Raw genomic sequence first — 24,553 nt, 5'->3', positions numbered from 1 at the left:
CGTCAGATCTTGGCGCGTTCCGGGAACATCGAGGACAGTTCCGAAGGCGCGACTACCCCGCGTTCGGTGATGAGGCCGGTGACGAGGGCAGCAGGCGTCACGTCAAATGCGGGGTTGCGCGCCGTGGTCCCGTCCGGCGCGACTTGGATCGTCACCGTCCGCCCGTCCGCGTCACGGCCCTGGACGTGCGTCACCTCGGTCCCGCCGCGCTCTTCGATGGGAATCTCGCGCAGGCCGTCGCGCACGGTCCAGTCGATGGTGGGCGAGGGCAGGGCCACGTAGAACGGGACCCCGTTGGCCTTGGCGGCCAGCGCCTTCAGATAGGTGCCGATCTTGTTGCAGACGTCGCCCTGCGCCGTGGTGCGGTCGGTGCCGACGATCACGACGTCGACCTCGCCATGCTGCATGAGATGGCCGCCGGCATTGTCCACGATCAGCTCATGGCTGACGCCATGGCGGTTCAGCTCCCAGCTGGTCAGCTGGGCGCCCTGGTTCCTGGGGCGAGTCTCGTCCACGTAGACATGGACCGGGATCCCTGCCTCGACCGCGTGGTAGATGGGCGAGGTCGCGGTCCCCCAGTCGACCGTCGCAAGCCAGCCCGCATTGCAGTGGGTCAGTACCCGCACCGGCTCTCCCTCGGGCTTGGCCGCCGCGATCTCGCGGATGATCTCCAGCCCGTGGCGGCCGATGGCGCGGTTGATTTCCACGTCCTCGTCCGCGATTGACGCTGCGCGAGCAAAGGCGACCTCGGCCCGCCGGTCCGGTGCGATCTGCCGCAGGAGACCGCGCATCTCGTCCAACGCCCAACGGAGGTTGATCGCCGTGGGGCGGGTGTCATGAAGCACGTCCCAGCCATGATCGAGGCTTTCGTCCGAGGGATCGGCCGCCATCTGCACGGCAATCCCGTAGGTGGCCGTCGCCCCGATCAGCGGCGCGCCGCGCACCCACATGTCGCGGATCGCGTCGGCGAAGTCCTGCAGGCTCTTCAGCGGGACGACCCTTAGTTCATGCGGTAGCCAGCGCTGGTCGATGACTTGCACTATCCCGCCCGCATCGCGCCAGATCGAGCGGTAATGGGTTCCGTCGATGTTCACAGGCAGTCCCTTCCGTTCAGCGTTCGCGCCAGCTCGATGACGTCGTCCATATTCACGTGCCCGCGCTGCACGGCGAGGATCCGGCCCAGTTCCAGCGCACGGGCCTCGCAGGCGGCGCGGGTGCCCTCGTCGGCGATCGTCTCGAAATCGGCGTTGTGCGCGAGACCCACGATGCGGCGGTGAAGCTCCACCCCGCAGACGCCCACGGCCTGGCTTCGGATGCGGTCCATCAGCCGCAGCCGCGCGGCCTCGGCGGCAAGCTCGTCTCCCTGCGCGTCGAAGAGCGCGTCGGGATACAGCATTCCGCGCCGCTCAGTCCGCCACAGGCGGGTGAACTCGGCGCGGAAGGCGGTCCAGATCGCCGCCGTCTCGTCCAGTAGCCACTCACCGAAATCGGCGTCATTGCAATGGCCAGGTTGCGAGAGATGGGCCATCAGGAAGTTGGAGATCAGCATGCCCACGTCGAAGCCGAAGGGTCCGTAGGCGGCGAACTCGGGGTCGATCACCTTGGCGTCGCTGCCGTGCACCATGACCGATCCGGTGTGCAGGTCGCCGTGCATCAGCGTCTCCGCGCATGACGTGAAATCGGCCTTCAGCTCCTGCGCGGCGATCTTCAGGGCCCCGTCCGCCCGCAGCCGTGCGACCAGCGGCGCGAGCGCCGACGTGAAATGGTTCAGTTTGGCGTCGAAATAGGGGTCGGTGAACACAAGGTTCTCGGTGATGTCGCAAAGCTCCACGTTACCTGCGAACAGCGCGACATCGGCCTTGCGGTCTGCCGCGGGCAGGGCGAGGTCGCTGCCGCGGAACGCCGTGCGGGCGCAGAACCGGCCCAGGAAGGCGCCGACCCCTTCGTGCCTGCGGCCATCGATGAGGCTGCGGCGCAGGATGATGTGCGGAGTCAGGAACTCCATCACGATCAGCGCCTGCGGTTCGTCGAAGTGCCAGACCTCGGGCACCGCGCCGGGATCGCGCCGCGCCTGGCGGTCCAGCGCAATCGCCTCGAAGAAGCTGCGGCGCAGGGGCAGAGGCCAGCTTTCACCCACTAGCCTCACATAGGGCAGCGCCTGCTTGACCACGGCCCCGTTGCCCGCTCCCTCGACAATGAACACCAGATTCAGGTTGCCGTCGCCCACCTCGCGCGCGCGCCACCCGGCCGCGTCGCCCAAACGGTCCGTCAGCACAGGAAGCGCTCCCAGGCGCTGCGGCAGGCTGTCGATTGTCAGCGGTTGGTAGGTGTCGGCGGACAAGCGACGGCCCTCGCTAGATCTTGGTCAGGAATGCAGGTTTTCGCGGACGCAGGCTTTTGTCAATTGTATTTGACATATGACAAACGGCAACCGTAGCCTTGGGCGGGACGGCAGGAACCGAGCTGGGGCAAACTTCGTGACGGACAGGACGATCCGCCTGGATGGGGTCCGAAAGGCCTTCGGCAGAAACGCCGTCCTGCGTGGCATCGACCTGGAACTGCCCGCCGGCACGATCACCGTTCTCATGGGGGCGAACGGCGCGGGAAAATCCACGCTCGTCAAGATCCTTTGCGGTGTCCATGGGGCCGATGCCGGGCGCATCCTGCTTGGCGGGCAGCCGTTCGCTCCTGCCTCGCCTTCGGACGCGCTGGCCTCGGGTGTGGTCACGGTCCACCAGAACATCAACGACGGGGTGGTCCCGGGCCTCGACGTCGCGACGAACCTCGTCCTCGACGAACTGCCGCGCGGGGCGCTGTTCCTGAACCAGCGCGCGATCCGGGCCCGTGCCCGCGCCATCGCGGCGCAGGTCGGCCTCCACGATCTGGACATGCGGGCTGAAGTTCGCCACCTCGGACTGGCCGAGCGCCAGATGGTCGCGATCGCCCGCGCCATGGCCCGCAGCCCGCGCCTCCTGATCCTGGACGAGCCGACCTCGTCGCTGTCCGCGGTCGAGGCCGAGCGGCTCTTCGCGCTCGTCGAGCGGCTGCGGGCGAAAGGGGTCGCGATCCTCTATATCAGCCACCGCATGGGCGACATCCGCCGCCTTGCCGACCGTATCGTCGCCATGCGCGACGGGGCCATCTCGGGTCGGTTCGAACGCGCGCCGCTCGACATCGAGTCCGCGGTTCGTGCCATGCTCGGCCACGCCATGGCGGAAGTGCGGATCGACATTCCGGCCCCCGGCGCCCCGGTGCTGGAGGCACGGGGACTGGTCCTGCGCCCCGGCGCGCGGGCGTTCGACCTTGACGCGCGCGCGGGCGAGGTGCTGGCCGTGACCGGCCTCGTCGGCAGTGGCAAGAGCGCTTTGGCGGGGGCGCTGTTTGGCGTGGCTCTCCCGCTGGCCGGGGCGATGCGGCTGGATGGGGCGGACTACGTCCCGGCTTCTCCCGGCGACGCGGTGGCGCGCGGCGTGTTCCTCAGTCCCAAGGACCGGCTTCAGAACGCAGTCGTGCGGGATTTCGACATCACCCGCAATCTGACGCTCCCGTTCCTGCGCCGCCACGCCTCGGGCGGTTTCCTCAGCCGCAGGTCCGAGCGCACCGCCGCCCGCGCGGTGGTCGCCGAGATGGGCGTTGTCTGCCAGTCGCCTGGCGACCCGATCACGACACTGTCGGGCGGCAACCAGCAGAAGGTCGTCGTCGGCCGCTGGCTGTCGCAGCCTTCGCGCCTGCTGATCCTCGACGAGCCGTTCCAGGGCGTCGACATCCAGGCCCGGCGCGACATCGGCGCGCGCATCCGCGCGACCGCACCGGGGCGGGCGACCATCGTCCTTGCGACCGAGATTGACGAGGCGCTGGAGATCGCCGACCGCATCCTCGTGATGAGCGAGGGAACGGTTGTGGGCGAGCACGTGAACCGCGGCATCGACCTCGGGCGGCTGATGGCGCAGGTGGTGGACGCGCCGGGGGCGCGGGCCGTCACCGCCGAGTGAAGGGACGAGGATGCGAGACTTTGCAATCCGGTACGGCTTCCTGATCCTGATGATCGGGCTGATTGTGGTGTTCGGCCTGTCGGCGCCCGGGTTCCTGACCCCGCAGAGCGCGGTGTTCATCCTGCAATCGGTGGCGATCACCGGTATTCTCGCTTTGGGTGTGACCTGCACCATGGTGGTGGACGGCTTCGATCTGTCGATCGGGGCAGTCGCGACATCGGCGCTGATGCTGTCGGCCTACGCGCAGGTGATCTGGGGTCTCGGCGCGATCGAGGCGGTGCTGATGTGCCTTGCCATGGGCGCTGCCGTCGGGCTGGCGAACGGCGTCATGATCGTCAAGCTGCGGGTGCCCGACCTGCTGGCGACTCTGGGCATGATGTTCGTGCTGATCGGGCTGCAGCGTATTCCCACGCAGGGCAACTCCATCTCGACCGGGATGGCGCTCCCTGGCGGAGGAAGCGCCACGGGCACCTTCGATCCGCTGTTCCTCGCGCTCGGGCGGTTGCGCCTCGACTTCATCCTGCCGCGTCTCTTGCCGCTGTCGGTCGTGATGCTGCTGGTCATCGCTTTGCTCGTCTGGGTGTTCCTGGAGACGACGCGCCACGGCCGGCTGATGTACGCCATCGGCTCGAACGCACAGGCGGCGGCGCTGGCGGGCACCAACGTCGACCGCTACCGGATCGCGGCCTACGTCATCTCGGGCACGCTTGCTTCGGTCGGGGGCGTCCTGTTGGCGGCGAGGCTGGGGCGAGGGGACGTCGCATCGGGCAACAACCTGCTGCTCGACGCGGTCGCCGCCGCGCTGATCGGCTTCGCCGTGCTGGGCGCCGGCAAGCCCAACGCATTCGGCACGGCCATCGGCGCGTTGTTCGTGGGCATCCTGCTGCAGGGCCTGACGATGCTGAATGCTCCTTACTACACGCAAGACTTCATCAAGGGCGCGGTGCTGATCGTGGCCCTGGTCTTCACCTTCGCGCTGTCCGGCCGGGCGGGCCGGCCGGCCTGAGACACCGGACACATCAGGGGAGGAAAACCATGTTGTCCAGACGGATGTTTGCCACCGCAGCCGCCGCGGCGCTGCTCGTGCCGGGCCTGGCCGCCGCCGAGGCGCCGGCCGCTGGGACCAAGATCGCGCTGGTGCGCTATCTTTCGACCGGGGACTTCTTCCAGGCCTACCTGTCGGGGGTCGAGAAGCAGGCCGAGGCGCTTGGGCTCGAGCTTCAGGTCCTCGACAGCCGTCAGGACGCGGCGCTGCAGGCCGACATGGTGGACCAGGCGATCTCGCTGGGGGTCGAGGGAATCATCATCCAGCACGGCCTGACCGAGTCGATGAAGGAAGCCGCGCAGCGCGCGGTGGATGCGGGCATCAAGGTTGTGGCCTTCGACGTCGACGTCGAGAACGAGGCGATTCCCCAGATCGAGCAGTCCGACCGCGACCTCGCCCGGCTCGCGCTGGAGCAGGCGATCGAGGACAACGGCGACAGCTTCACAGCGGGTTACGTTTACGTGCCTGGCATCGCGCCGCTCGACCGCCGCGACGAGACCTGGAAGGAGTTCAAGGCAAGGTATCCTGGCATAACCGAGAAGGCGATGTTCGGGACGATGGATAACCCGATCGCGAACTCGGTCGCGAACCAGGCGCGCTCGGTCCTGTCCGCGAACCCCGACATCACGGTGATGTTCGCGCCCTACGACGAGTTCGCCAAGGGCGTGAAGATCGCGGTGGACGAGGCCGGGATGGGGGCCGACATGTCGATCTACTCGGCCGACATTTCAACCGCCGACATCGCCGCCATGCGCGAGCCTGGCAGCGCCTGGAAGGCCACGGCTGCGACCAACCCCGCCGTGGTGGGCGAGGTCAGTGTCCGCAGCCTCGCGATGCTGCTGGGCGGCGAGGATCCCGGTCGCAGCGTCATCGTGCCGCCGACGCTGATCACCCAGACGCAGCTGAACGAACAGGACATCAAGAGCATGGAGGAACTGGCCGCCAAGCTGCCCGCCTTTGCCCATGCCGAGGTGGCCATGACGCCCTGGATGAAGCTGCCGCCGCGTTGAGCTGATGGTACCCGGCGCGGGCCGACCGCGCCGGGACGTCACGATCCTGTCGCAGCGTCAATCGCTTCGCGCATACGGTAGATCCCGTCGCCGATCCGTTCGCGCATCGCCAGAAGGCTGCCGCCGAGCAGGTAGACTACGTCCTCGCCATATGCGCTCGCCATCTCGCCGGCGCGTTCGACAGACATGCCGCCGCCGGGGCTGGGCAGCATCGGCCGCCCCGCGCCGGCGGCGTCGCGGCAGGCACGGGCGATGGCGAGGCACTCGCCTTGCGTGAAGCCGAAGCGCCCGCCCCAATTTGGAAAGACGCTGATGTCGGCTCCGGCAAGTCGCATCAGTGTCCCGAACAGGACGTCGTGCGCTATCCCGCTGCCCGGCGCGGCGGTCCAGCCGCCGAGGAAGGCCGGGTGCGTCATCACCGGCAGCGCCCCTTCCGCCGCGAGACGCGCGACAAGGCCGAAGCCGGTGAGGCCGGGCATCAAGATCAGCCCGTCCACGCCCGCCTGCCGAGCGAAGGCGATGTTGTCTTCCAGATGCTCGTGGGTGCCGGCGAGCGTGGCGAAGTAAAGCGTGCGGGCGCCGGCCCGCGCGTTGGCTTCGGCCACAGCTTCGACGATCCGTGGCAGGCGGGCACGATAGGGGGCGGAGGGCTGGTCGGCGAGGCCGTGGTCTTCCTTGACGATGTCCGCCCCTGCCGCGGCACAACGACCAGCGATCAAAGCGAGGTCGGCCGGCGCAAGTCCCATCGGCTTCAGTACGGGCGCGATCATCCCGCCGCGTGGACGGCCGCAAAGGCGGCGGATGCCATCGATCCCGAAGCGCGGTCCGGCATGCAGCGACGCGATCGGGCCCGCGTCCAGCCCTACGACCTTCAGCCCCCGCTGCAGCGAACTGTTCCCGAACATCACGTTCAGGAACTGCGCGAAATCCGGCCCGGCGCTGTTCGGGTCATAACTGATTTGCGCGACATGTGCCTCACCGTCACGGTGCAGCGCGTCCACTCGCCCCAGCAGCGCCGCCTCTATCGCGGGTGTGGTGGCCTCCGGCGGGGCCTCCAGCGTCTGCTCGCGGGCGATCGCCTCCGCACGGGTGCGGGCATCGGCTGAATCCGCCGTTGCGATCCGGTAGGTGACGGTGAAGCGGCCGCTCACAGCGCCTCGGCCTTGGTGGCGGAGTGGACCGCGTCCACCCGCACGTCGGCGAGCGTGTTCTCGTCGATCCCGGTCCGTCGTCCCGTTAGCCGCTCGACCGCCGCGACAAGCGCAATGGCGTCGAGGCCATAATGGCGCATCAGGTACGGCCGGCTGCCACCATGCGCGAAGGTGTCGTCAAGGCCGAGCCGGATCAGCCGACGCGCCAGACCGGCTTCGGCCAGCGCCTCAGCCACCGCGCTCCCGAGGCCGCCGGTGGTGACATGGTTTTCCAGCGTGACAACGCCGTCGTGTACCGATTCAGCGTGGCCGACCACGGTTGCAGCGTCGAACGGCTTCAGCGTCGAGACGTGGAGATGCCGGATCGACACGCCCACACGGGCGAGAGCGGCGGTGGCGCGCATCGCCTCCTCGGTCGCGATGCCAGCGGTGACGATGAGGACGTCGCGACCCTCGGCCAGCACCCGCATCCGCCCGACCGCCAGCGGCGTGTCGAACAGGCGCGGCACCTCGCCTCGCAGGATGCGGCAGTAGACCGGGCCGTCGATCGCGTCAGCGGCCTCTACCACGCTCTCCACCTCGGTCGCGTCGCCGCAGTCGAGGACCGTCATGTTCGGGATCGCGCGCATCACGGCCACGTCCTCGATCGCCTGGTGGGTCATGCCGCCCGGGGTGGTGATGCCGGGCAGGAACCCCATCAGCCGCACGGGGCGGCGCGGATAGGCGACCGAAGCGATCAACTGGTCGTAGGGCCGCCGGTACAGGAACACGCCGAAGCTATGTAGAAACGGCCGGAAGCCCGCGAGCCCGAGGCCGCCCGCGAAGCTCATCATGTTCTGTTCGGCCATTCCGAGGGACAGGAACTGCCCGGGGTGGCGGTCCCGGAAGCCGTCGATCTCGCAGCTGGAGGTGAGGTCGGCCGACAGGCACAGCACCTCCGGGTGGCGGACGGCGTACTCCTCGAACGCGCGGGCGTAGGGACGTGTGACGAGTTCCGGCATCTCAGATCTCCACCGGCGGAATGCCCAGTTGGGCGGCGATGGCGTGGTTGGCCTCGTCCCGCTCGGCATGGGACTTGAAGCGGACGTAATGCAACCGTGGCATTCGCGCGCTGAGGTGGTCCATGCCGTGGAACGGCGAGGAGTGCGCGAGGATGACCAGCGGCCGGCCCTCGTGCGGGGTCGCCGCCGCTTCGCGCAGCGCGGCCACGTCGTGGGCGTCGCATTCCGCGACCACGGCGCCGAAGGCGCGCAGCTTGCCCGAGATGTCACCCACGTCCATCACGCTGTCCATCGCGCCGTCGCACTGCTGGCGATTGACGTCCATCAGCGCCCACAAATTGTCGATGCGGTGATGGACGGCCGCCTGCACGGCCTCCCAGGTCTGCCCCTCCTGCACCTCTCCGTCCGACATGAAGACGCAGACGCGCCCCGCCTCGCCCTTGCGCTTGCGCCCCCAAGCGAGCCCGGCCCCCGTTGAAAGCCCGATGCCGAGGGTGCCGTTGTGGACCTCCATCCCCGGTGAATGCTCTGCCCCGATCATCTCGACTGAAGATCCGTCGCGGTTGAACTGTTCCAGCGCCTCGGGCGCCATGCGACCGGTCTCGATCAGCGTGGCATAGGCAACCAGCGCATAATGCGCAGGCGCGATGAAGAGCCGGTCGAACCCGGGCGCCGCGGGGCCGTTATAGCCCGCGCCGGTGACGTAGTCGGGGTTTCCGGCCGAGGGTACGCCAGCGAACGGCCGTGGCACCATCGGCAGTGTCGGCGCGCCAAGTGTCAGCGCCTCGCCGTAAAGGAACGCCAGCTGCTCGGCAGCCGAGCACGCCTGACTGAGATACCCCCCATTGTTGCGGATAGTGTGCTCGAACACCCGGCGGCGGATGCCGGCCGCGATCTCTTCCACCGTCTTGCTGTTTCTCACGGGGCGCGCTCCCCTCAAGGTTCAGGAAGCATCTTTGCGCAAGCGCATGGCATAAGTCAACGCATGGTGACATGTGTCGAAAACTAGTCTTTGTGAGCGCAGTAGCGCTGGAAGGCAACGGTTCATCTTCATTGCTTAAAACGTGGATATAACAGCCCGAGGACTGGTTGCCGCCGCGCACGATTTCAAACGAGTGAGCATTGCCGGATCGGGCCTCGGCGGGTCATGCAACAACAACGTCCGGCCCGCCCGGCCGAGGTCGCGCGCGATTGTCATGCAACTGCAACGACCCGCGCCTATCCATGGACCCGCACGATTCAGCGTCGCCGGATGCCGCAGGCACCCGGGGTGTTAAGCAATTGCTGAATGACCCCTGCGACAAGAATTGACTCGGGCGGTAGCGCTCGGGTTAATCGGGCGCGGGCCAGGGGCAGGCACGGTCAGGCGCTGGATCGACGCGGTAGTCGCGGTGAATGCCCATGCAGGCACGCCGCAAGAGGGAGAGTACCTGATGAAACTGACAAGCCTCTGGCTCTGCGGCTTTGCCGCCATGCCATTCGCCGCACAGGCGCAGACCGAGATTTCGTGGTGGCACGCCATGACCGGCGCGAATGCCGAGGTGGTCGAGAAGATCGCCGGCGACTTCAACGCCAGCCAGTCCGACTATGTCGTCAAGCCGGTCTTCAAGGGCACCTATCCCGAAACACTGAACGCCGGCATCGCCGCGTTCCGCGCCGGTCAGGCCCCCGACATCATGCAGGTCTTCGACGTGGGAACCGGCGTGATGATGGGCGCGGGCGGCGCCATCAAGCCCGTGGCCGAGGTGCTGGCCGAGGGCGGCTTCACCTTCGACAAGAGCCAGTACCTGCCGGGGATCGTGGGCTACTACTCGACCCCCGAAGGCGAGATGCTGTCGTTCCCGTACAACTCGTCGTCGCCGATCCTGTACTACAACAAGGACATCTTCGAGAAGGCCGGGCTGGACGTGAACGCGCCGCCGCAGACCTGGGCCGAAGTGTGGGCCGCCGCCCGCAAGATCAAGGAAAGCGGCGCCGCGACCTGCGGCTACACCTCGACCTGGCTGACCTGGATCCACACCGAGAACTTCGCCGCCTGGAACAACGTGCCGTGGGCCACCAACGAGAACGGCCTGGCCGGCACCCCGGAGCTGAAGATCGACGCGCCGCTGTTCGTCAAGCATTTCCAGGAAATCGCCGACCTCGCCAAGGAAGGCGTCTTGGTCTATGGCGGCCGGACGTCGGAAGCGAAGCAGAACTTCACCTCGGGCGAATGCGGCATCCTGACCGAAAGCTCGGGCGGCCTTGGCGACGTGGTCAAGTCGGGGATGAACTACGGCATCGGCAAGCTGCCCTACGACGAGACGGCCGAGGGCGCCCCCCAGAACACCACCCCCGGCGGCGCCTCGCTGTGGGTGATGGCGGGCAAGTCGGACGAGGTCTACAAGGGCGTCGCGACGTTCTTCGACTATCTGTCGCAGACCGAGGTGCAGAAGTACCTGCACGAGCAGTCGGGCTACCTGCCGGTGACGATGGCCGCGTACGAGGCGACGAAGTCCTCGGGCTTCTATGACGAGAACCCGGGACGCGAGACGCCGATCCTGCAAATGTCGGGCAAGCCGCCGACCGAGAACTCCAAGGGCGTGCGCGCGCCCAACCTGCCGCAGCTTCGCGACATCCAGAACGAGGAATACGAGAAGATGCTGGCCGGCCAGCAGACCGCGGAAGAGGCGCTGAAGAACGCGGTGACGCGCGGCAACGCCGCGATCAAGGAGGCTGCGGGCGGCTGACGGCATCCCCTTCTTGGTGCGGACGGGCCCGGTGCCCGTCCGCGTCCGTTTTCCGTCAAGAGCGCCCCCTGGATGCAAAGAACCGTCTTTCCCCACAAGGTCCTGCCGTGGCTGCTGCTTGCGCCGCAGCTGGCCGTCACCCTGATCTTCTTCTACTGGCCGGCAGGGCAGGCGTTCCGCCAGTCCACGCTGCGCGAGGACCCGTTCGGGCTCAGCTCCACCTTCGTGGGGCTGGCCAACTTCCGGCGCGTCCTCAGCGATCCGAGCTATCTGAACGCGCTGCAGGTGACGGTGGTCTTCTCGCTGTTCGTCGCGTTCCTGCCCATGGTCATCGCCCTGTTCCTTGCGGTGCAGGCCGAGAAGATCGTCCGGGGCAGGGGCGTCTATCGCACGCTGATGATCTGGCCCTACGCGGTCGCGACGGCCATCGCCGGGATGCTGTGGCTGTTCATGTTCAATCCCAGCTTCGGCACGCTGGCCTGGCCGTTGCGGCAGATGGGCATCAACTGGAACCCGCTGCTCAATTCCAGCCATGCCATGATCCTTGTCGTGGCCGCGGCGACGTGGAAGCAGATCAGCTACAATTTCCTGTTCTTCGTCGCGGGCCTGCAGGCGATCCCCCGCTCGCTGCTCGAAGCCGCGGCCATCGACGGCGCGAGCCGGCGGCACGCCTTCTGGACGATCGTGTTCCCGCTGCTTGCTCCCACGACGTTCTTCCTGCTGGTCGTCAACACGGTCTATGCGCTGTTCGACACCTTCGGGATCATCCACGCCGTGACGGGTGGCGGTCCGGGCAAGGCGACCGAGACGCTGGTCTACAAGGTCTACAACGACGGCTTCGTGAACCTGAACATGGGCGATTCCGCGGCCCAGTCGGTGATCCTGATGGTGATCGTGATCGCGCTGACCGCCTTCCAGTTCCGCTACATCGAGCGTCGTGTGCACTATGGCTGAAAGTCCCCTGGCGCCGCGCGGCGCGACGCGGATCTGGGGCCATCTGTGGATGATCCTCGGGGTCTTCGTGGTGGTCTTTCCGGTCTACTACGTGTTCATCGCCTCGACCCACTCGACCCAGACGATCCTGCGACCGCCGCTGCCGCTTCTCCCCGGGCCCGAGGGGGTAGCGAACTACCGTGATGCGTTCTCGGGCGGGATCGACCGGATCGGCGGCGTCAGCCTGTGGCGGCTGCTCGGCAACACGGCGCTGATCGCGGTCGGCATCGCGGTGGGCAAGATCGCGATCAGCATGGCCTCGGCCTATGCGATCGTGTTCTTCCGCTTCCCGCTGCGGATGGCCGCCTTCTGGCTGATCTTCATCACGCTGATGCTGCCGGTCGAGGTGCGCATCCAGCCGACCTACAAGGTCATGGTCGACCTGGGGCTGATCGACACCTATGCGGGGCTGATCCTGCCGCTGATCGCCTCGGCCACCGCGACGCTGCTGTTCCGGCAGTTCTTCATGACCATCCCGGACGAACTGCTGGAGGCCGCGCGCGTCGACGGGGCAGGGCCCTGGCGCTTCTTCCGGGACATCCTGTGGCCGCTGTCGCTCACCAACGTCGCGGCGATCTTCGTGATCCAGTTCATCTACGGCTGGACCCAGTACCTGTGGCCGCTGCTGGTCACCAACTCTAACGAAATGAACACCATCGTCATCGCGCTGAGGAAGATGATCTCCTTCGCCGATGCCGAGACCCCCTGGAACCTTGTCATGGTCACCTCGGTCCTTGCGATCCTGCCGCCGCTTCTTGTCGTCGTGCTGATGCAACGCTGGTTCGTGAAGGGCCTTGTCGAGACGGAGAAGTGAATGGCCCGCATCCTGCTGAATGACGTCCGCAAGACCTATGACCGGCAGGAGGTCATCCACGGCATCACGATGGACATCGCCGACGGCGAGTTCGTCGTGATCGTGGGTCCGTCCGGTTGCGGCAAGTCCACGCTTTTGCGGATGGTGGCCGGGCTGGAGGGGATCTCGTCGGGCACGATCGAGATCGGCGGCAAGGTCGTCAACGCGCTGGAACCGCGCGACCGCAACATCGCCATGGTCTTCCAGAACTACGCGCTCTACCCGCACATGACCGTGCGCGAGAACATGGTCTACGGGCTGAAGATCGCGAAGCTGCCCAGGGCCGAGATCGATCAACGCCTCGCCCGCGCGGCGAAGATGCTGGAGCTCGAGCCGTACCTAGACCGCAAGCCGCGCGCGCTTTCCGGCGGCCAGCGCCAGCGGGTGGCCATGGGCCGGGCCCTGGTGCGCGAGCCGGCGGCCTTTCTGCTGGACGAGCCGCTGTCGAACCTCGACGCCAAGCTGCGGCTGCAGATGCGCCTGCAGATCAAGGACATGCACCTGCGGACCGGGCAGACGACGCTGTACGTGACCCACGATCAGGTCGAGGCGATGACGCTGGCCGACCGGCTGATCGTGATGAACAGCGGGATCGCCGACCAGATCGGGACGCCGCTCGAAGTCTATGAGCGCCCGGCGAGCGAGTTCGTGGCCGGGTTCATCGGATCGCCCGCCATGAACATCCTGACCGTAAGCGTCGGCGACGGTGCGGCGATCCTTCCGGGCGGTCGGCGCCTGTCCCTGCCGGGCCTGCCCGCCGGGGGCCAGTTTCGGCTGGGCCTGCGGCCCGAGGACCTGCGGCTTGCCGGGGCCACGGAGGGCGCGATCCCGGTCGAGCTGCGCTCGCTCGAACGCCTGGGGGCGGATGCGTTCGGCTATGGCGTGATCGAGGGCACGGACGTCCCGATGACCGTCAGACTGCCGGGCAACTCTGCGGCGAAGCGCGGTGATCGCCTGGGCGTCCTGCCCCACGAAAGCCGCCTGCATCTGTTCTCCGTCGAGACCGGCAGGCGCTTCGAGCCGGCCCGGGGCGCCTGACCTAGGCCCGGCGCGCCGTGGGACACGCAGCCGGGCGTGCAACCTTTGCGCGGATGATCGCGAGACGGAAAACGGCGCATCTCTCAGCGCCGTTCCCGGTTCCGGACAGGGGCCGCTTACGGCAGCTTGAACGTCCAGTAGAGCGTCTCGCCCGAGCTGTCGTCGGTGCCGTCGTTGTCGGTGACGACATGGACGGTTCCGTCCGGCGCGATGGCCATGCCCTCGACCTTGTCAACGACATAGCCGCCAGCCGCCTTCAGGTCGGGGATCAGGTCGCGGACGACCTTCTTTTCGACCACCGGCAGGTCGCCACCGAGCGCCGCGGGCTCGATGTCCGCAAGGCTCACCCGCGTGATCTGCTTCAGCGCCGCCAGATCCCCGATCAGGTTGTCCCGTTCGAGGAGGTAGAGGTCGCCGCCATGCGCCGCGATCTCCGACAGCCCGACCCAGCCGTCGCCGCTTTCCAGCGGATAGCGGACGCCCGCCCAGTCGCCCGTCGTGGGGTCCAGCCGCAGAAGCTTCGTCCGTCCCTCGGGATCGTCCTTCCACTCGCGCTGCACGGCGAGCCACAGCTTGCCGTCGACCAGCGCCACGCCTTCGAAGCCGAAGCGGGTGGCGTCAACGGCCAGCGCATCGGGCAGGGGGAATTCCTGCGTGATCGCACCGGTGCCGTCAACGTGGAGAACGGCGTGCGGGACCTCCTTCTCGGCGTCGCCCTCGGACGCGAGCCAGAAGCCGCCCTCGCCGTCCGCCGCTATCCCTTCGAGGTCCAGCTTCCCCGCGGGCTTGCCGTCGCGGGTGACGGTCATGCGGGCGGTGATGCGGGCCAGGGTCTGGCCCGCGTCGATGCTGTAGATCGAGGGCATCGCGTCGAAGGCGCTGTCGCTGACGGCGAACAGCCGCGCCGGGTTCGCGGGATCCACCGTCAGGCCGGACAGGGCGCCCCAGCCGAGCGGGCCGTCGCCGTCGCCATCGCCGTCGCTGGCGCCTTCCGACGTGATCGTGGGCCATGCCGCCGGGGCGTCGCCCGCCTGGAACAGCATGACGTGGGCGCGCGCGGCGCCGTCCTCGCCCAGGTCGGTCTCGTTCGCGGTGGCGAACAGGCCGCGCCGGGGAATGGCGACCAGCCCTTCCGGGCCGATGCCGGACGGCAGCAGTTGCAGCTGCTTCGGTTCCGCCGGGTCCGTCATGTCGTAGACGCCGACGATGCTGGCGCGTTCGGACGCGACAAACATCAGCGGCGTGCCGTTCCAGTCGGACACGATCACCGCCTCGGGCTCGACGCCCTTGTTGTCGGACCGGCCGTCGGGATAGTGGCCGGTCGCGACGATCGTCTGCTCGAACCTGCCGCCGTCCTCGTAGACCACCGTGCCGTCCCTGTTCCAGACGGTGAAGCCGCGCGCGCCGCCGTTCCAGTCGCCTTCGTTCGCGGTGACGAAGTGGTCCCCGTCAATCCAGGCAACCGCGTCCGGCTCGCGCAGGCGGCCCTTCTGCTCGCCCGTGAAGTCGAACCTGCCGTCGTCTTCCGTGTCGATGCCGGTCAGGTCGACCGCGCCGGCGCTGAAATGGGACGCGACCTTGCCGTCGGCGCCGATCACCACGATGTGGTTGTTTTCCTGCAGCGTGACGACGATCTCGCCCGCGTCGTTGAACGCCAGGTATTCGGGCTCGGGATCCTCGGCCCCGATCTCGGCGAGGCCCGTCAGGTCGATGCGGGTCAGCCCGGCGCAGTCCGCCCTGCCGTCACGCACCGGGACCGTGACCACGAACCCGGCCGGCATCTGGGGCAGGGCGCCGTCGTTCACGTCCTCGTCGCGCTCGTTCTCGATCGCGACCGCCAGAAGCGATCCGTCCGCGTTCCTCGCGACCGCGTCCGGCTGGCCGCCCAGGTCGCAGCTTTCGGTGACGGTGCCGGTGCCAAGGTCCACCGTCCGCAGCGCGCCCGAAGGCTCGGTGAACGATTCCGACGTGTTCACGCCCACGAAGGCGGTGTTGCCCGCGACCACGGTGGTGGTCGGCTCGCCGTCCATGTCGATGTTGCCGAGCGGCTTCGGCGCGAGGGGATCGGTGATGTCGATGCGGCCGATCACGCCCAGCGGGCTGTCGGAATAGATCAGCGTGCTGCCGTCCTCGGTCGCGGTCATGATCTCGGCCGAGGTCTCGCGCGCGGTATCCTCGCCCGCGGCCATGTTGGCGACGGTCGGGAACGAGGCCACGCGGTTGAACGTGGGCGCGGCCAGCGCCGGGGCGGCGGCGACCAGCGCCAGGACGGAACAGAAGGTCAGGGGCAGTTTCATGGGGGCTTCCTCGCCAATCGGGTCGAGGCGTTGTCCCCGCCGCCCGCGACAGCCGCGTGACAGGCATGAAACGTTTCGGCGACAGTCGCAGGGGCAAAGGGCGCGGCGGACGGGCCGCCGCGCCCGGCGCCGCTGTCAGATGAAGTCGAACACGTCGCTCAGCAGGATGCGGTCGCCGTTGCCGAGGTCCAGCAGCGTTCCGCCAGCGACCTCGGTCGCGCGATAGCTCCGCCCGCCGAGCTGCAGCACGTCGACGCCGGTGTCGAAGCCCAGCACCGTGTCGGCGCCATCGCCCCGCGCGAAGACCAGCGTGTCGCGCACGTCGTCGCCCGGCGCGCGCAGGTTGTAATAGTCCGCGTTGGCCGAGATCAGGTCGTTGCCGCGCCCGCCGGTGATGGTGTCGCTGCCCGCGCCGCCTTCCAGCGTGTCGTTGCCGCTCGACCCGTGCAGGATGTCGTTGCCCCAGCGGGTGTTGAAGTGGATGCCCTGCCGGCTGGCGCCGATGCTGGCGCTGGCGGCCGACACGACGTCGTTGCCTTCGTGCGACCACGCATTCTCGAACTCGAAGAAGCGCAGCGTGCTCGTCACGCCGCCCATGGTCGAGGTGGCGGTGCCGCTTTCGGCACCGTCGAAGGTGACGCGCACGCCGGTGCGGAAGTCGCCGTTCACGCCCCAGATGTTGATGAGGTCGCCGATGCCCTCGCCGGCCTCGCCGCCATAGATGGTGTCGTTGCCGGCGGCCACGTTGTTGCCGAGGCCCCAGCGGATGTTCTCGTTCCCCGCCTGGCCGTAGATCAGGTCGTTGCCGGTGCTCGACTGGATGAAATCGTCCCCGGCGCCTGCCCAGATGGTGTCGTTGCCGCTGCCGCCGTCCAGGACGTCGGCGATGCCCGATCCGGTGATCCGGTCATGGCCCGCGCCGCCGTAGATGGACACGCCGTGCTGCGCCGTCCGGTCGTGGGCCGGGGCGGTCGTGGCGCCGGCGGCCGAGATGGTGTCGTTGCCGTCCGAGCCGTGCAGGCGCTCGATCCCCGAGAAGGTCAGGGTCCGGCCACCCGTCGTGGCGGTCCCGCTTTCGGTGGTGAGCAGGCGGACGTTCATCCCCTGCGTGCCGGTGAGATACAGCCGGTCCCCGCCCGGATTGCCCGCGTTGTAGGGGTTGGGATCGTAGCTCTCCAGCCGGTCGCCGCCGCGCAGCGTGGCGTTGCCGTCGGCCGGACCCCAGTACAGCAGGTCGTCGCCGCCAAGCGCATCGACGACCCTGCCATTGAAGGGCCCCCTGATCACGTCGTTCCTGTCTGTCGGCATCGTCTGTCCCTCGTTCCATGACGTTGTTGCGCGGCTTCAGACCGCGTCTTCGATGCGTTCTCCGCGTAGGGCAGAGGCGCGAGCGACGGATGCCTAGCACCGGCCGGCCTGCTTGTTCACGACCGTGATGAATCGTCGGCGCGTTTCAGCCAAGCTGCGGAAAACGCTGGCGGAAAACTGCAGAATTACAGCCTGCGGTTAAGCCCCTGCGGGGTGTCCGGCGCTTGGCGGTTGAACCTCGCTGTCGTCGTGCATGGCGATGACCGCCCGGACGGCGCGGGTCCAGCGCGCGTGGCGGGCATCGCGCGTGGCCCGGTCCATCTGCGGCTCGAACCGCGCGTCGCGCTGCCAGCCGGCGTCGGCGCCGTCGCCCACGTCGGGGCCGGCGCGCAGCCCGGCCTTTCGGGCGGCAAGCCAGGCCGCGCCGCGCACGGTGCTTTCGGGGTCCACGGGCCGGTCCACCGGCGCGCCGAGGATGTCGGCCAGCGCCTGCATCGCCGGGTCCGACGCGGTCATCCCGCCGTCGACCCGCAGCACCGATTCGCCGAGCGAGGGCCAGTCGCGCTGCATCGCAAGGGTCAGGTCGCGGGTCTGGAACGCCACGCTTTCCAGCGCGGCGCGGGCGAACTCGGCCGGCCCTGTGGCGCGGGTCAGGCCGAAGATCGCGCCGCGCGCCTCGGGTTCCCACCATGGCGCGCCGAGGCCGGTGAAGGCGGGGACCATGATGACCTGCTGCGCGGCATCCGCGCGGGCGGCGAGCGCCGCTGTTTCGGACGCCTTGCGGATGAGCCCCAGCCCGTCGCGCAGCCACTGGACCACGGCCCCGGCGACGAAGATCGATCCCTCGAGCGCATAGGTGGGCTTGCCGTCGAGCTGATAGGCGATGGTGGTGAGCAGCCGGTTCTTCGACTCCACGGCCGTGTCGCCCGTGTTCAGAAGCGCGAAGCAGCCCGTCCCGTAGGTGGCCTTGATCATGCCGGGCGCAAAGCAGGCCTGGCCGACGGTCGCGGCCTGCTGGTCGCCCGCGACGCCCAGGATCGGGATCTCGCGCCCGAACAGGTCGGCGCGGGTCATGCCGAACTCGGCGGCGCTGTCCCTGACCTCGGGCAGCATGGACCGCGGCACGCCGAACAGCGCGCACAGATCGTCCGACCACGCGCCCTTGCGGATGTCGTAGAGCATCGTGCGCGAGGCGTTGGTCGCGTCGGTCACGTGCGCCCGCCCGCCGGTGAGACGCCAGATCAGGAAGCTGTCGACGGTCCCGAAGGCGAGATGCCCCTGCGCCGCCAGGTCCCGCGCGCCGTCGACGTTGTCGAGGATCCACGCGACTTTCGTCGCGCTGAAATACGGGTCCAGCAGCAGCCCGGTCGCCTTCGTGACCGCGGCCTCATGCCCCTGTTCCTTCAGCCGCGCGCACAGGTCGGCGGTGCGCCGGTCCTGCCAGACGATCGCGTTATGGATCGCGCGGCCCGTGCGGCGGTCCCAGACGACGGTCGTCTCGCGCTGGTTCGTGATGCCGATGGCGGCGAGCGGCGGGTTCCCCGCCTTCTCGATGGCCGCGCGGGCGGTCGCGGCCGTCGTGGCCCACAGGTCCTCGGGGTCGTGCTCGACCCAGCCGGATCGCGGGAAATGCTGCGGAAACTCCTGCTGGGCGCTGGCGATCGGCGCGACGTCGTCCGAAAACACCACCGCGCGCGACGAGGTCGTGCCCTGGTCGATGGCGAGAATGGCCATGGTGCTGTCTCCCGTTCGCGCGGCTCTGTTCATGGAAACGGGGAACCCGGGCGGCCCGGGTTCCCCCTGGATCGGATCAGATCACTGCTGCCAGCTTTTCACCAGCTCGTCGTAGCTGACGGTTTCCGGCTGCGGATCCTCGTTCTCCAGCTTGGGCTGCGGGGCGAGGCTGCCGTGTTCGGCGGCGTAGTTGCTCCACCAGGCGAGGTCGTGCTCCTCGGCCAGCTTCGGCCCTATGTCGCCTTGGACGCCGGCGCGTTCCAGCCGCTCCATCACGCGTTCCTGTTCCGCGCACAGGCTGTCCATCGCTTCCTGCGCGGTCTTGGCGCCGGACGAGGCGTCGCCGATCGCCTGCCACCAGAGCTGCGCGAGCTTCGGATAGTCCGGCACGTTGGTGCCCGTGGGCGACCACTGCAGGCGGGCGGGCGAGCGGTAGAACTCGACCAGGCCACCCAGCATCGGGGCGCGTTCGGTGAAGCTGTCGTCCTGGATCGTGGATTCGCGGATGAAGGTCAGGCCGACATGGCTTTTCTTCACGTCCACGGTCTTCGAGGTCACGAACTGCGCGTAGAGCCAGGCGGCCTTGGCGCGGTCGTCCGGAGTCGATTTCAGCAGCGTCCACGACCCCGCATCCTGGTAGCCGAGCTTCATGCCGTCCTTCCAGTAGGCGCCGTGGGGCGAGGGGGCGAAGCGCCACTTGGGCGTTCCGTCCTCGTTCACGACCGGCAGGCCCGGCTTCACGAAATCGGCGGTGAAGCCGGTATAGGTGAACATCTGCTGGGCGATCTCGCCCTGACCCGGCACCGGGCCGCTTTCGTTGAAGTTCATGCCCTGCGCGGCCGGCGGCGCGTAGGCCTTCATCCAGTCGAGGTATTTCTGGATCGCGTAGACCGAGGCCGGGCCGTTGGTGTCGCCGCCGCGCGCCACGCAGCTGCCGACGGGGCGGCTGTTCTCGTCCACGCGGATGCCCCATTCGTCCACAGGCAGACCGTTCGGGGTTCCCTTGTCGCCGTTCCCGGCCATCGACAGCCACGCGTCGGTGAAGCGCCAGCCCAGGCTGGGGTCCTTCTTGCCGTAGTCCATGTGGCCATAGACCTTCTTGCCGTCGATCTCGCGGCCGGTGAAGAACTCGGCGATGTCCTCGTAGGCCGACCAGGTGACGGGCACGCCGAGGTCGTAGCCGTACTTCGCCTTGAAGTCGGCCTTGTTCGTCTCGTCGTCGAACCAGTCCTTGCGGAACCAGTAGAGGTTGGCGAACTGCTGGTCGGGCAGCTGGTACAGGTTGTTGTCCGGCGCGGTGGTGAACGACTTGCCGATGAAGTCGTCGATGTCGAGCGTGGGCGAGGTCACGTCCGCGCCCGCGTTGGCCATCCAGTCGGTGAGGTTGCGCGCCTGCTGGTAGCGCCAGTGGGTGCCGATCAGGTCGCTGTCGTTGACGTAGGCGTCGTAGATGTTCTCGCCCGACTGCATCTGCGTCTGCAGCTTCTCGACGACGTCCCCTTCGCCGATCAGGTCGTGGGTGACCTTGATGCCGGTGATCGCGGTGAAGGCGGGCGCGAGCACCTTGGATTCGTATTCGTGGGTCGTGATCGTCTCGGACACGACCTTGATGTCCATTCCCTGGAAGGGCTGGGCCGCGTCGATGAACCATTGCATCTCGGCTTCCTGGGCCGCGCGGTCGAGCGACGACAACTCGCCGATCTCGCTGTCGAGGAACGCCTTCGCCTCCTCCATGCCGGCCATGGCTAGGTTCGGCGCGCCGGTGGCCAGCAGCGCAAGGCCGATGGCGGTGGTCAGGTGCAGTTTCATGTCTTCCTCCCCAATGGGCCGTCCGGCCCGGCTTTCACACCCGGCGGAAGACCGCCGCGGCGTAGATCAGTGACAGGACCAGTCCCACCCAGCCCGGCGATCCCCCGAAGCCGAGCCAGGCGAGGTTCACGAAGGCCGAGCCGAGCAGGCTGATGAACAGCCGGTCGCCCCGGGTCGTCGGGATGCCGAGGATGCCGCGCCGCGGCGTTTCGGGGGAACGAATCGCGAGCCATGTGAGGGTGAGCAGCAGCGCCGCGATCACCCAGAAGAACAGCGCGGTCGGAAAGGTCCACGCCATCCACCCGCCGGGGCTCAGCGATCCGGTCCATTCCCGGACCCCGTCCTCGGCCGGGACGAGGCTGACGAGCCAGCTGAGGAAGCCCAGCATCAGCAGGGCCGCGGCGGCGAAGCCTAGATTGACGGACCGGGTCATAGCGCGGCCCCCGTGCGCCGCGAGTCGCGGATGAGGATGAACGCGGGCACGAACAGCGCCCAGAAGGCCGAGTTCGGGAACGTCGCCGTCCCGATGATCGTCAGGACCAGCAGCGACCAGCCGAGCCAGCGGGGCAGGGTGCCCGCCCGCCGCTCGGCCCAAGTGGCGAGCGCGCCCAGCATGACGAGGACGGGGCCCGCCACCAGGAACCAGAACGCGGCCTGGCGCCCGTGATGGGCCGGGTCGAGGTTCGGCAGCACGGTATTGACCAGGCCCGCCCCCAGCATCTCGGCCAGGGGGGCGCGATAGATCAAGAGCCCCGCCGCCTCGTGGAAGACGCCGACTGCGGCCATCATGATGCCGGCCAGCCCGTTCGCCATCACACCCTCCCCAGGCCGAAGCCCTTGGCGATGTAGTTCCGCACGAACCAGATCACGAGCGCGCCCGGCACGATCGTCAGCACCCCCGCCGCCGCCAGCACCCCCCAGTCAAGACCGGACGCGCTGACCGTCCGCGTCATGGTCGCGGCGATCGGCTTGGCGTTGACGCTGGTCAGCGTGCGGCTGAGCAGCAGTTCGACCCAGCTGAACATGAAGCAGAAGAACGCGGCGACCCCGATCCCGCTTGCGATCAGCGGCATGAAGATGCGGACGAAGAAGCGCGGGAAGGAATAGCCGTCCACGTAAGCCGTCTCGTCGATCTCGCGCGGGACGCCGGACATGAAGCCTTCCAGAATCCACACCGCCAGCGGCACGTTGAACAGGCAGTGCGCCAGCGCCACCGCGACGTGGGTGTCGAACAGCCCGACCGCGGAGTAAAGCTGGAAGAACGGCAGCGCGAAGACGGCGGGCGGCGCCATGCGGTTCGTCAGCAGCCAGAAGAACAGGTGCCGGTCGCCCAGGAAGCGGTAGCGGCTGAAGGCGTAGGCCGCGGGCAGCGCCACCGCCAGCGAGATCACCGTGTTCATCACAACGTAGGTCAGGCTGTTGACGTAGCCCATGTACCAGCTCGGGTCCGTCAGGATCACGCGGTAGTTGTCCAGCGTCGGGTTCATCGGCCACAGGCTGACGGCGCCCGTGATCTCGGCGTTGGTCTTGAAGCTCATGTTCACGAGCCAGTAGATCGGGACCAGCAGGAACAGCAGGTAGATCGTCATGACGATCGCCGGTCCCCAGCCCCGGCCGTCGCGCGCGGCCGCCATCACGGCACCTCCCGCTGGGCGGTCATCACGGTGTAGAACACCCACGAGATCAGCAGGATCACGAGGAAGTAGATCAGGCTGAACGCGGCCGCCGGGCCGAGGTCGAACTGCCCGATCGCCATTTTCACGAGGTCGATCGACAGGAAGGTGGTGGCGTTGCCGGGGCCGCCTCCGGTGACGACGAAGGGCTCGGTATAGATCATGAAGCTGTCCATGAACCGCAGCAGGACCGCGATCAGCAGGACGCCCGACATCTTCGGCAGCTCGATGAAGCGGAACACGCCCCAGCGGCTCGCCTGGTCGATCCGCGCGGCCTGGTAGTAGGCGTCGGGGATGGACTGCAGCCCGGCGTAGCACAGGAGCGCGACGAGGCTGGTCCAGTGCCAGACGTCCATGACGATGATCGTGGCCCAGGCGTCCACGGGATCGTTGACGTAGTTGTAGTCGATCCCGATCGCCGCGAGCGTGTGGCCCAGAAGCCCGATGTCCACCCGCCCGAACACCTGCCAGATCGTGCCGACGACGTTCCACGGGATCAGCAGCGGCAGCGCCATGAGGACAAGGCAGAGGCTGGCCCAGAACCCGCGCCTGGGCATGTTCAGCGCGATGAAGATCCCCAGCGGGATCTCGATGGCGAGGATGATGGCCGAGAACAGCAGCTGCCGTCCCAGCGCCGCGTGGACGCGGTCGCTTTCCAGCACCTCCTTGAACCAGCCGATGCCGTTCCAGAAGAACTCGTTGTTCCCGAACGTGTCCTGCACCGAGTAGTTCACGACGGTCATCAGCGGGATCACGGCAGAGAAGGCGACCAGCACGAGGACCGGCAGGACGAGGAACCAGGCGCGGTTGTTGACGGGCTTTTCCATCACGCGGCCCTTTCCAGCGGCTCGACCCGCCAGTCGTCGACGAAGACCCCGATCCGGGCCGGGTCCAGCGTGACGCGGCTCGCACCCTCGGGGATCGGCACGCCTTCGTCCTGCAGCAGGTTGAAGACCTGATCGCCCACGCGGCCGCGCAGGATGCGGTGGTGGCCCACGTCCTCGACGCGTTCCAGCCGGAACGGCACGCCCTCGGTCCCGCCCGACAGGCGCGCGGCGTCCGGGCGGACCCCGATCTGCACCCGGCCGGGCTTCAGCCGGTAGGGCGCGGCAAGCGGCACCGTCGCGCCCGCGACCCGGGCCGTGGCGCCGTCCACCTCTGCCTCCAGCAGGTTCATGCCGGGCGAGCCGATGAAGTAGCCGACGAAGGTGTGTTCGGGCTTGTCGAACAGCGATTGCGGCGTGCCCGCCTGCACCACGCGGCCCTCGGACATCACCACGACCTCGTCGGCGAAGGTCAGCGCCTCGGTCTGGTCGTGGGTGACGTAGATCATGGTGTGCCCGAACTCGCGGTGCAGGGCCTTCAGCTGCGTCCGCAGCTCCCACTTCATGTGCGGGTCGATCACCGTCAGCGGCTCGTCGAACAGGATCGCGTTCACGTCGTGGCGGACCATGCCGCGGCCAAGGCTGATCTTCTGCTTGGCGTCCGCGGTCAGGCCGCGGGCGCGGCGGTCGAGCGTCTCCTCCATGCCGATCATCCGCGCCACGCCCTCGACGCGGCGGGCGATCTCGTCCGCGGGAACGCCCCGGTTCTTGAGAGGGAAGGCGAGGTTCTGGCGCACGGTCATGGTGTCGTAGACGACCGGGAACTGGAACACCTGCGCGATGTCGCGCACGGCCGTGGGCAGGTCCGTCACGTCGCGGTCGCCGAACAGGACGCGCCCGCGAGAGGGTCGCACGAGGCCCGAGATGATGTTGAGAAGCGTCGTCTTGCCGCAGCCCGAACTGCCCAGAAGCGCGTAGGCGCCGCCGTCGCGCCAGGTCAGCGTCATCGGCTTCAGCGCGAAGTCGGATTCATCCTTCGGATGCCGGTTGTAGCTGTGGGCGAGGTTGTCGAGCGTGATGCGTGCCATCCCCGCCC

General features: G+C 68.1%; 21 protein-coding genes. 7 read left to right on the top strand and 14 right to left on the bottom strand.

All coding sequences use genetic code 11. The annotated features are described in order from the left end of the window. Window positions 1–2: 2 nt before the first annotated feature. Complete coding sequence (gene mtnA, locus ELI80_RS03295; protein WP_136649564.1) at window positions 3–1,094, bottom strand: S-methyl-5-thioribose-1-phosphate isomerase; 1,092 nt, start codon at window positions 1,092–1,094, stop codon at window positions 3–5. Continuing rightward, entirely contained in the window at window positions 1,091–2,341 is a 1,251-nt protein-coding gene (mtnK, locus tag ELI80_RS03290) for an S-methyl-5-thioribose kinase (protein ID WP_136649563.1), read from the bottom strand. The genes mtnA and mtnK overlap by 4 nt, the downstream gene beginning before the upstream one ends. 136 nt (window positions 2,342–2,477) lie before the next feature. Here mtnK and ELI80_RS03285 point away from each other — a divergent pair, with 136 nt between their 5' ends. Genes ELI80_RS03285 through ELI80_RS03275 form a run of 3 tightly spaced genes read left to right on the top strand, consistent with a single transcriptional unit; the run spans window position 2,478 to window position 6,047 of the window. After that, a complete protein-coding gene (locus tag ELI80_RS03285; protein WP_236641299.1) occupies window positions 2,478–3,992 on the top strand; it encodes a sugar ABC transporter ATP-binding protein in 1,515 nt (504 codons plus the stop codon). A 10-nt stretch (window positions 3,993–4,002) separates the two neighbouring features. Further along, window positions 4,003–4,998: an ABC transporter permease gene (locus tag ELI80_RS03280; protein WP_136649561.1), complete on the top strand. Its 996-nt coding sequence runs from the start codon at window positions 4,003–4,005 to the stop codon at window positions 4,996–4,998. 29 nt (window positions 4,999–5,027) lie between these two features. Further along, a complete protein-coding gene (locus ELI80_RS03275) occupies window positions 5,028–6,047 on the top strand; it encodes a substrate-binding domain-containing protein (protein ID WP_136649560.1) in 1,020 nt (339 codons plus the stop codon). A 38-nt stretch (window positions 6,048–6,085) separates the two neighbouring features. On the opposite strand, the gene ELI80_RS03270 is transcribed toward ELI80_RS03275, so the two are convergent. Genes ELI80_RS03270 through ELI80_RS03260 form a run of 3 tightly spaced genes read right to left on the bottom strand, consistent with a single transcriptional unit; the run spans window position 6,086 to window position 9,121 of the window. Beyond that, window positions 6,086–7,198, bottom strand: a complete 1,113-nt coding sequence (locus tag ELI80_RS03270; protein WP_136649559.1) for a RuBisCO large subunit C-terminal-like domain-containing protein — start codon at window positions 7,196–7,198, stop codon at window positions 6,086–6,088. Then, window positions 7,195–8,199, bottom strand: coding sequence for a transketolase family protein (locus tag ELI80_RS03265; RefSeq protein ID WP_136649558.1), 1,005 nt, complete (start codon window positions 8,197–8,199; stop codon window positions 7,195–7,197). The genes ELI80_RS03270 and ELI80_RS03265 overlap by 4 nt, the downstream gene beginning before the upstream one ends. Before the next feature lies 1 nt (window position 8,200). Further along, window positions 8,201–9,121 (bottom strand): transketolase, encoded by a 921-nt coding sequence (locus ELI80_RS03260; protein ID WP_136649557.1) that lies wholly within the window; start codon window positions 9,119–9,121, stop codon window positions 8,201–8,203. 511 nt (window positions 9,122–9,632) lie between these two features. Between ELI80_RS03260 and ugpB the strand changes: the two genes are divergently transcribed. The 4 genes from ugpB to ugpC all read left to right on the top strand — a co-directional run bounded on the left by ugpB (window position 9,633) and on the right by ugpC (window position 13,812). Further along, the gene (ugpB, locus tag ELI80_RS03255) at window positions 9,633–10,928 is read left to right on the top strand and encodes a sn-glycerol-3-phosphate ABC transporter substrate-binding protein UgpB (RefSeq protein WP_136649556.1); all 1,296 of its coding nucleotides are present in this window, start codon (window positions 9,633–9,635) and stop codon (window positions 10,926–10,928) included. A 72-nt stretch (window positions 10,929–11,000) separates the two neighbouring features. Then, window positions 11,001–11,882, top strand: coding sequence for a sn-glycerol-3-phosphate ABC transporter permease UgpA (gene ugpA / locus ELI80_RS03250; protein ID WP_136649555.1), 882 nt, complete (start codon window positions 11,001–11,003; stop codon window positions 11,880–11,882). Next, on the top strand, window positions 11,875–12,735 hold the full coding sequence (gene ugpE / locus ELI80_RS03245; protein ID WP_136649554.1) for a sn-glycerol-3-phosphate ABC transporter permease UgpE: 861 nt from the start codon (window positions 11,875–11,877) through the stop codon (window positions 12,733–12,735). Before ugpA ends, ugpE begins: the two co-directional genes overlap by 8 nt. After that, a complete protein-coding gene (gene ugpC / locus ELI80_RS03240) occupies window positions 12,736–13,812 on the top strand; it encodes a sn-glycerol-3-phosphate ABC transporter ATP-binding protein UgpC (protein WP_136649553.1) in 1,077 nt (358 codons plus the stop codon). A gap of 116 nt (window positions 13,813–13,928) precedes the next feature. Here the strand turns inward: ugpC and ELI80_RS03235 are convergent, their stop codons facing one another. From ELI80_RS03235 to ELI80_RS03195, 9 genes are all read right to left on the bottom strand, one after another. Further along, window positions 13,929–16,109, bottom strand: a complete 2,181-nt coding sequence (locus ELI80_RS03235) for an esterase-like activity of phytase family protein (RefSeq protein ID WP_136649552.1) — start codon at window positions 16,107–16,109, stop codon at window positions 13,929–13,931. Window positions 16,110–16,244: 135 nt separating this feature from the next. After that, complete coding sequence (locus tag ELI80_RS03230; protein WP_136649551.1) at window positions 16,245–17,417, bottom strand: calcium-binding protein; 1,173 nt, start codon at window positions 17,415–17,417, stop codon at window positions 16,245–16,247. A gap of 198 nt (window positions 17,418–17,615) precedes the next feature. After that, window positions 17,616–19,184 (bottom strand): glycerol kinase GlpK, encoded by a 1,569-nt coding sequence (glpK, locus tag ELI80_RS03225; protein ID WP_438943048.1) that lies wholly within the window; start codon window positions 19,182–19,184, stop codon window positions 17,616–17,618. A 48-nt stretch (window positions 19,185–19,232) separates the two neighbouring features. Further along, a complete protein-coding gene (locus ELI80_RS03220; RefSeq protein ID WP_136649549.1) occupies window positions 19,233–20,960 on the bottom strand; it encodes an ABC transporter substrate-binding protein in 1,728 nt (575 codons plus the stop codon). A 34-nt stretch (window positions 20,961–20,994) separates the two neighbouring features. Beyond that, on the bottom strand, window positions 20,995–21,393 hold the full coding sequence (locus ELI80_RS03215) for a DUF2160 domain-containing protein (RefSeq protein WP_136649548.1): 399 nt from the start codon (window positions 21,391–21,393) through the stop codon (window positions 20,995–20,997). Next, window positions 21,390–21,773, bottom strand: coding sequence for a DUF6463 family protein (locus ELI80_RS03210; protein ID WP_136649547.1), 384 nt, complete (start codon window positions 21,771–21,773; stop codon window positions 21,390–21,392). The genes ELI80_RS03215 and ELI80_RS03210 overlap by 4 nt, the downstream gene beginning before the upstream one ends. Further along, window positions 21,773–22,594 carry a carbohydrate ABC transporter permease gene (locus ELI80_RS03205; protein ID WP_136649546.1) on the bottom strand — a complete coding sequence of 274 codons (822 nt, stop codon included), beginning with the start codon at window positions 22,592–22,594 and terminating at the stop codon, window positions 21,773–21,775. The genes ELI80_RS03210 and ELI80_RS03205 overlap by 1 nt, the downstream gene beginning before the upstream one ends. Next, a complete protein-coding gene (locus ELI80_RS03200) occupies window positions 22,594–23,460 on the bottom strand; it encodes a carbohydrate ABC transporter permease (RefSeq protein WP_136649545.1) in 867 nt (288 codons plus the stop codon). The genes ELI80_RS03205 and ELI80_RS03200 overlap by 1 nt, the downstream gene beginning before the upstream one ends. Further along, window positions 23,460–24,545, bottom strand: coding sequence for an ABC transporter ATP-binding protein (locus ELI80_RS03195; protein WP_136649544.1), 1,086 nt, complete (start codon window positions 24,543–24,545; stop codon window positions 23,460–23,462). The genes ELI80_RS03200 and ELI80_RS03195 overlap by 1 nt, the downstream gene beginning before the upstream one ends. Between the last annotated feature and the right edge of the window lie 8 nt (window positions 24,546–24,553).

The organism is Paracoccus aeridis (assembly GCF_004923205.2).
GTDB classification, from domain to species: domain Bacteria; phylum Pseudomonadota; class Alphaproteobacteria; order Rhodobacterales; family Rhodobacteraceae; genus Paracoccus; species Paracoccus aeridis.
Note: the sequence above shows the minus strand (reverse complement) of the source record. Positions and strands in the feature narration are given on the sequence as shown.

Bases quoted from the DNA above. Each gene is read 5' to 3' on its own strand.
- ELI80_RS03220 (WP_136649549.1), bottom strand. From the start codon at position 20,960: ATGAAACTGCACCTGACCACCGCCATCGGCCTTGCGCTGCTGGCCACC.
- glpK (WP_438943048.1), bottom strand. From the start codon at position 19,184: ATGAACAGAGCCGCGCGAACGGGAGACAGCACCATGGCCATTCTCGCC.
- ELI80_RS03280 (WP_136649561.1), top strand. From the start codon at position 4,003: ATGCGAGACTTTGCAATCCGGTACGGCTTCCTGATCCTGATGATCGGG.
- ugpB (WP_136649556.1), top strand. From the start codon at position 9,633: ATGAAACTGACAAGCCTCTGGCTCTGCGGCTTTGCCGCCATGCCATTC.
- ELI80_RS03205 (WP_136649546.1), bottom strand. From the start codon at position 22,594: ATGGCGGCCGCGCGCGACGGCCGGGGCTGGGGACCGGCGATCGTCATG.
- ugpA (WP_136649555.1), top strand. From the start codon at position 11,001: ATGCAAAGAACCGTCTTTCCCCACAAGGTCCTGCCGTGGCTGCTGCTT.
- ugpC (WP_136649553.1), top strand. From the start codon at position 12,736: ATGGCCCGCATCCTGCTGAATGACGTCCGCAAGACCTATGACCGGCAG.
- ELI80_RS03210 (WP_136649547.1), bottom strand. From the start codon at position 21,773: ATGGCGAACGGGCTGGCCGGCATCATGATGGCCGCAGTCGGCGTCTTC.
- ELI80_RS03200 (WP_136649545.1), bottom strand. From the start codon at position 23,460: ATGGAAAAGCCCGTCAACAACCGCGCCTGGTTCCTCGTCCTGCCGGTC.
- ELI80_RS03265 (WP_136649558.1), bottom strand. From the start codon at position 8,199: ATGCCGGAACTCGTCACACGTCCCTACGCCCGCGCGTTCGAGGAGTAC.
- ELI80_RS03235 (WP_136649552.1), bottom strand. From the start codon at position 16,109: ATGAAACTGCCCCTGACCTTCTGTTCCGTCCTGGCGCTGGTCGCCGCC.
- ugpE (WP_136649554.1), top strand. From the start codon at position 11,875: ATGGCTGAAAGTCCCCTGGCGCCGCGCGGCGCGACGCGGATCTGGGGC.
- ELI80_RS03230 (WP_136649551.1), bottom strand. From the start codon at position 17,417: ATGCCGACAGACAGGAACGACGTGATCAGGGGGCCCTTCAATGGCAGG.
- ELI80_RS03195 (WP_136649544.1), bottom strand. From the start codon at position 24,545: ATGGCACGCATCACGCTCGACAACCTCGCCCACAGCTACAACCGGCAT.
- ELI80_RS03275 (WP_136649560.1), top strand. From the start codon at position 5,028: ATGTTGTCCAGACGGATGTTTGCCACCGCAGCCGCCGCGGCGCTGCTC.
- ELI80_RS03215 (WP_136649548.1), bottom strand. From the start codon at position 21,393: ATGACCCGGTCCGTCAATCTAGGCTTCGCCGCCGCGGCCCTGCTGATG.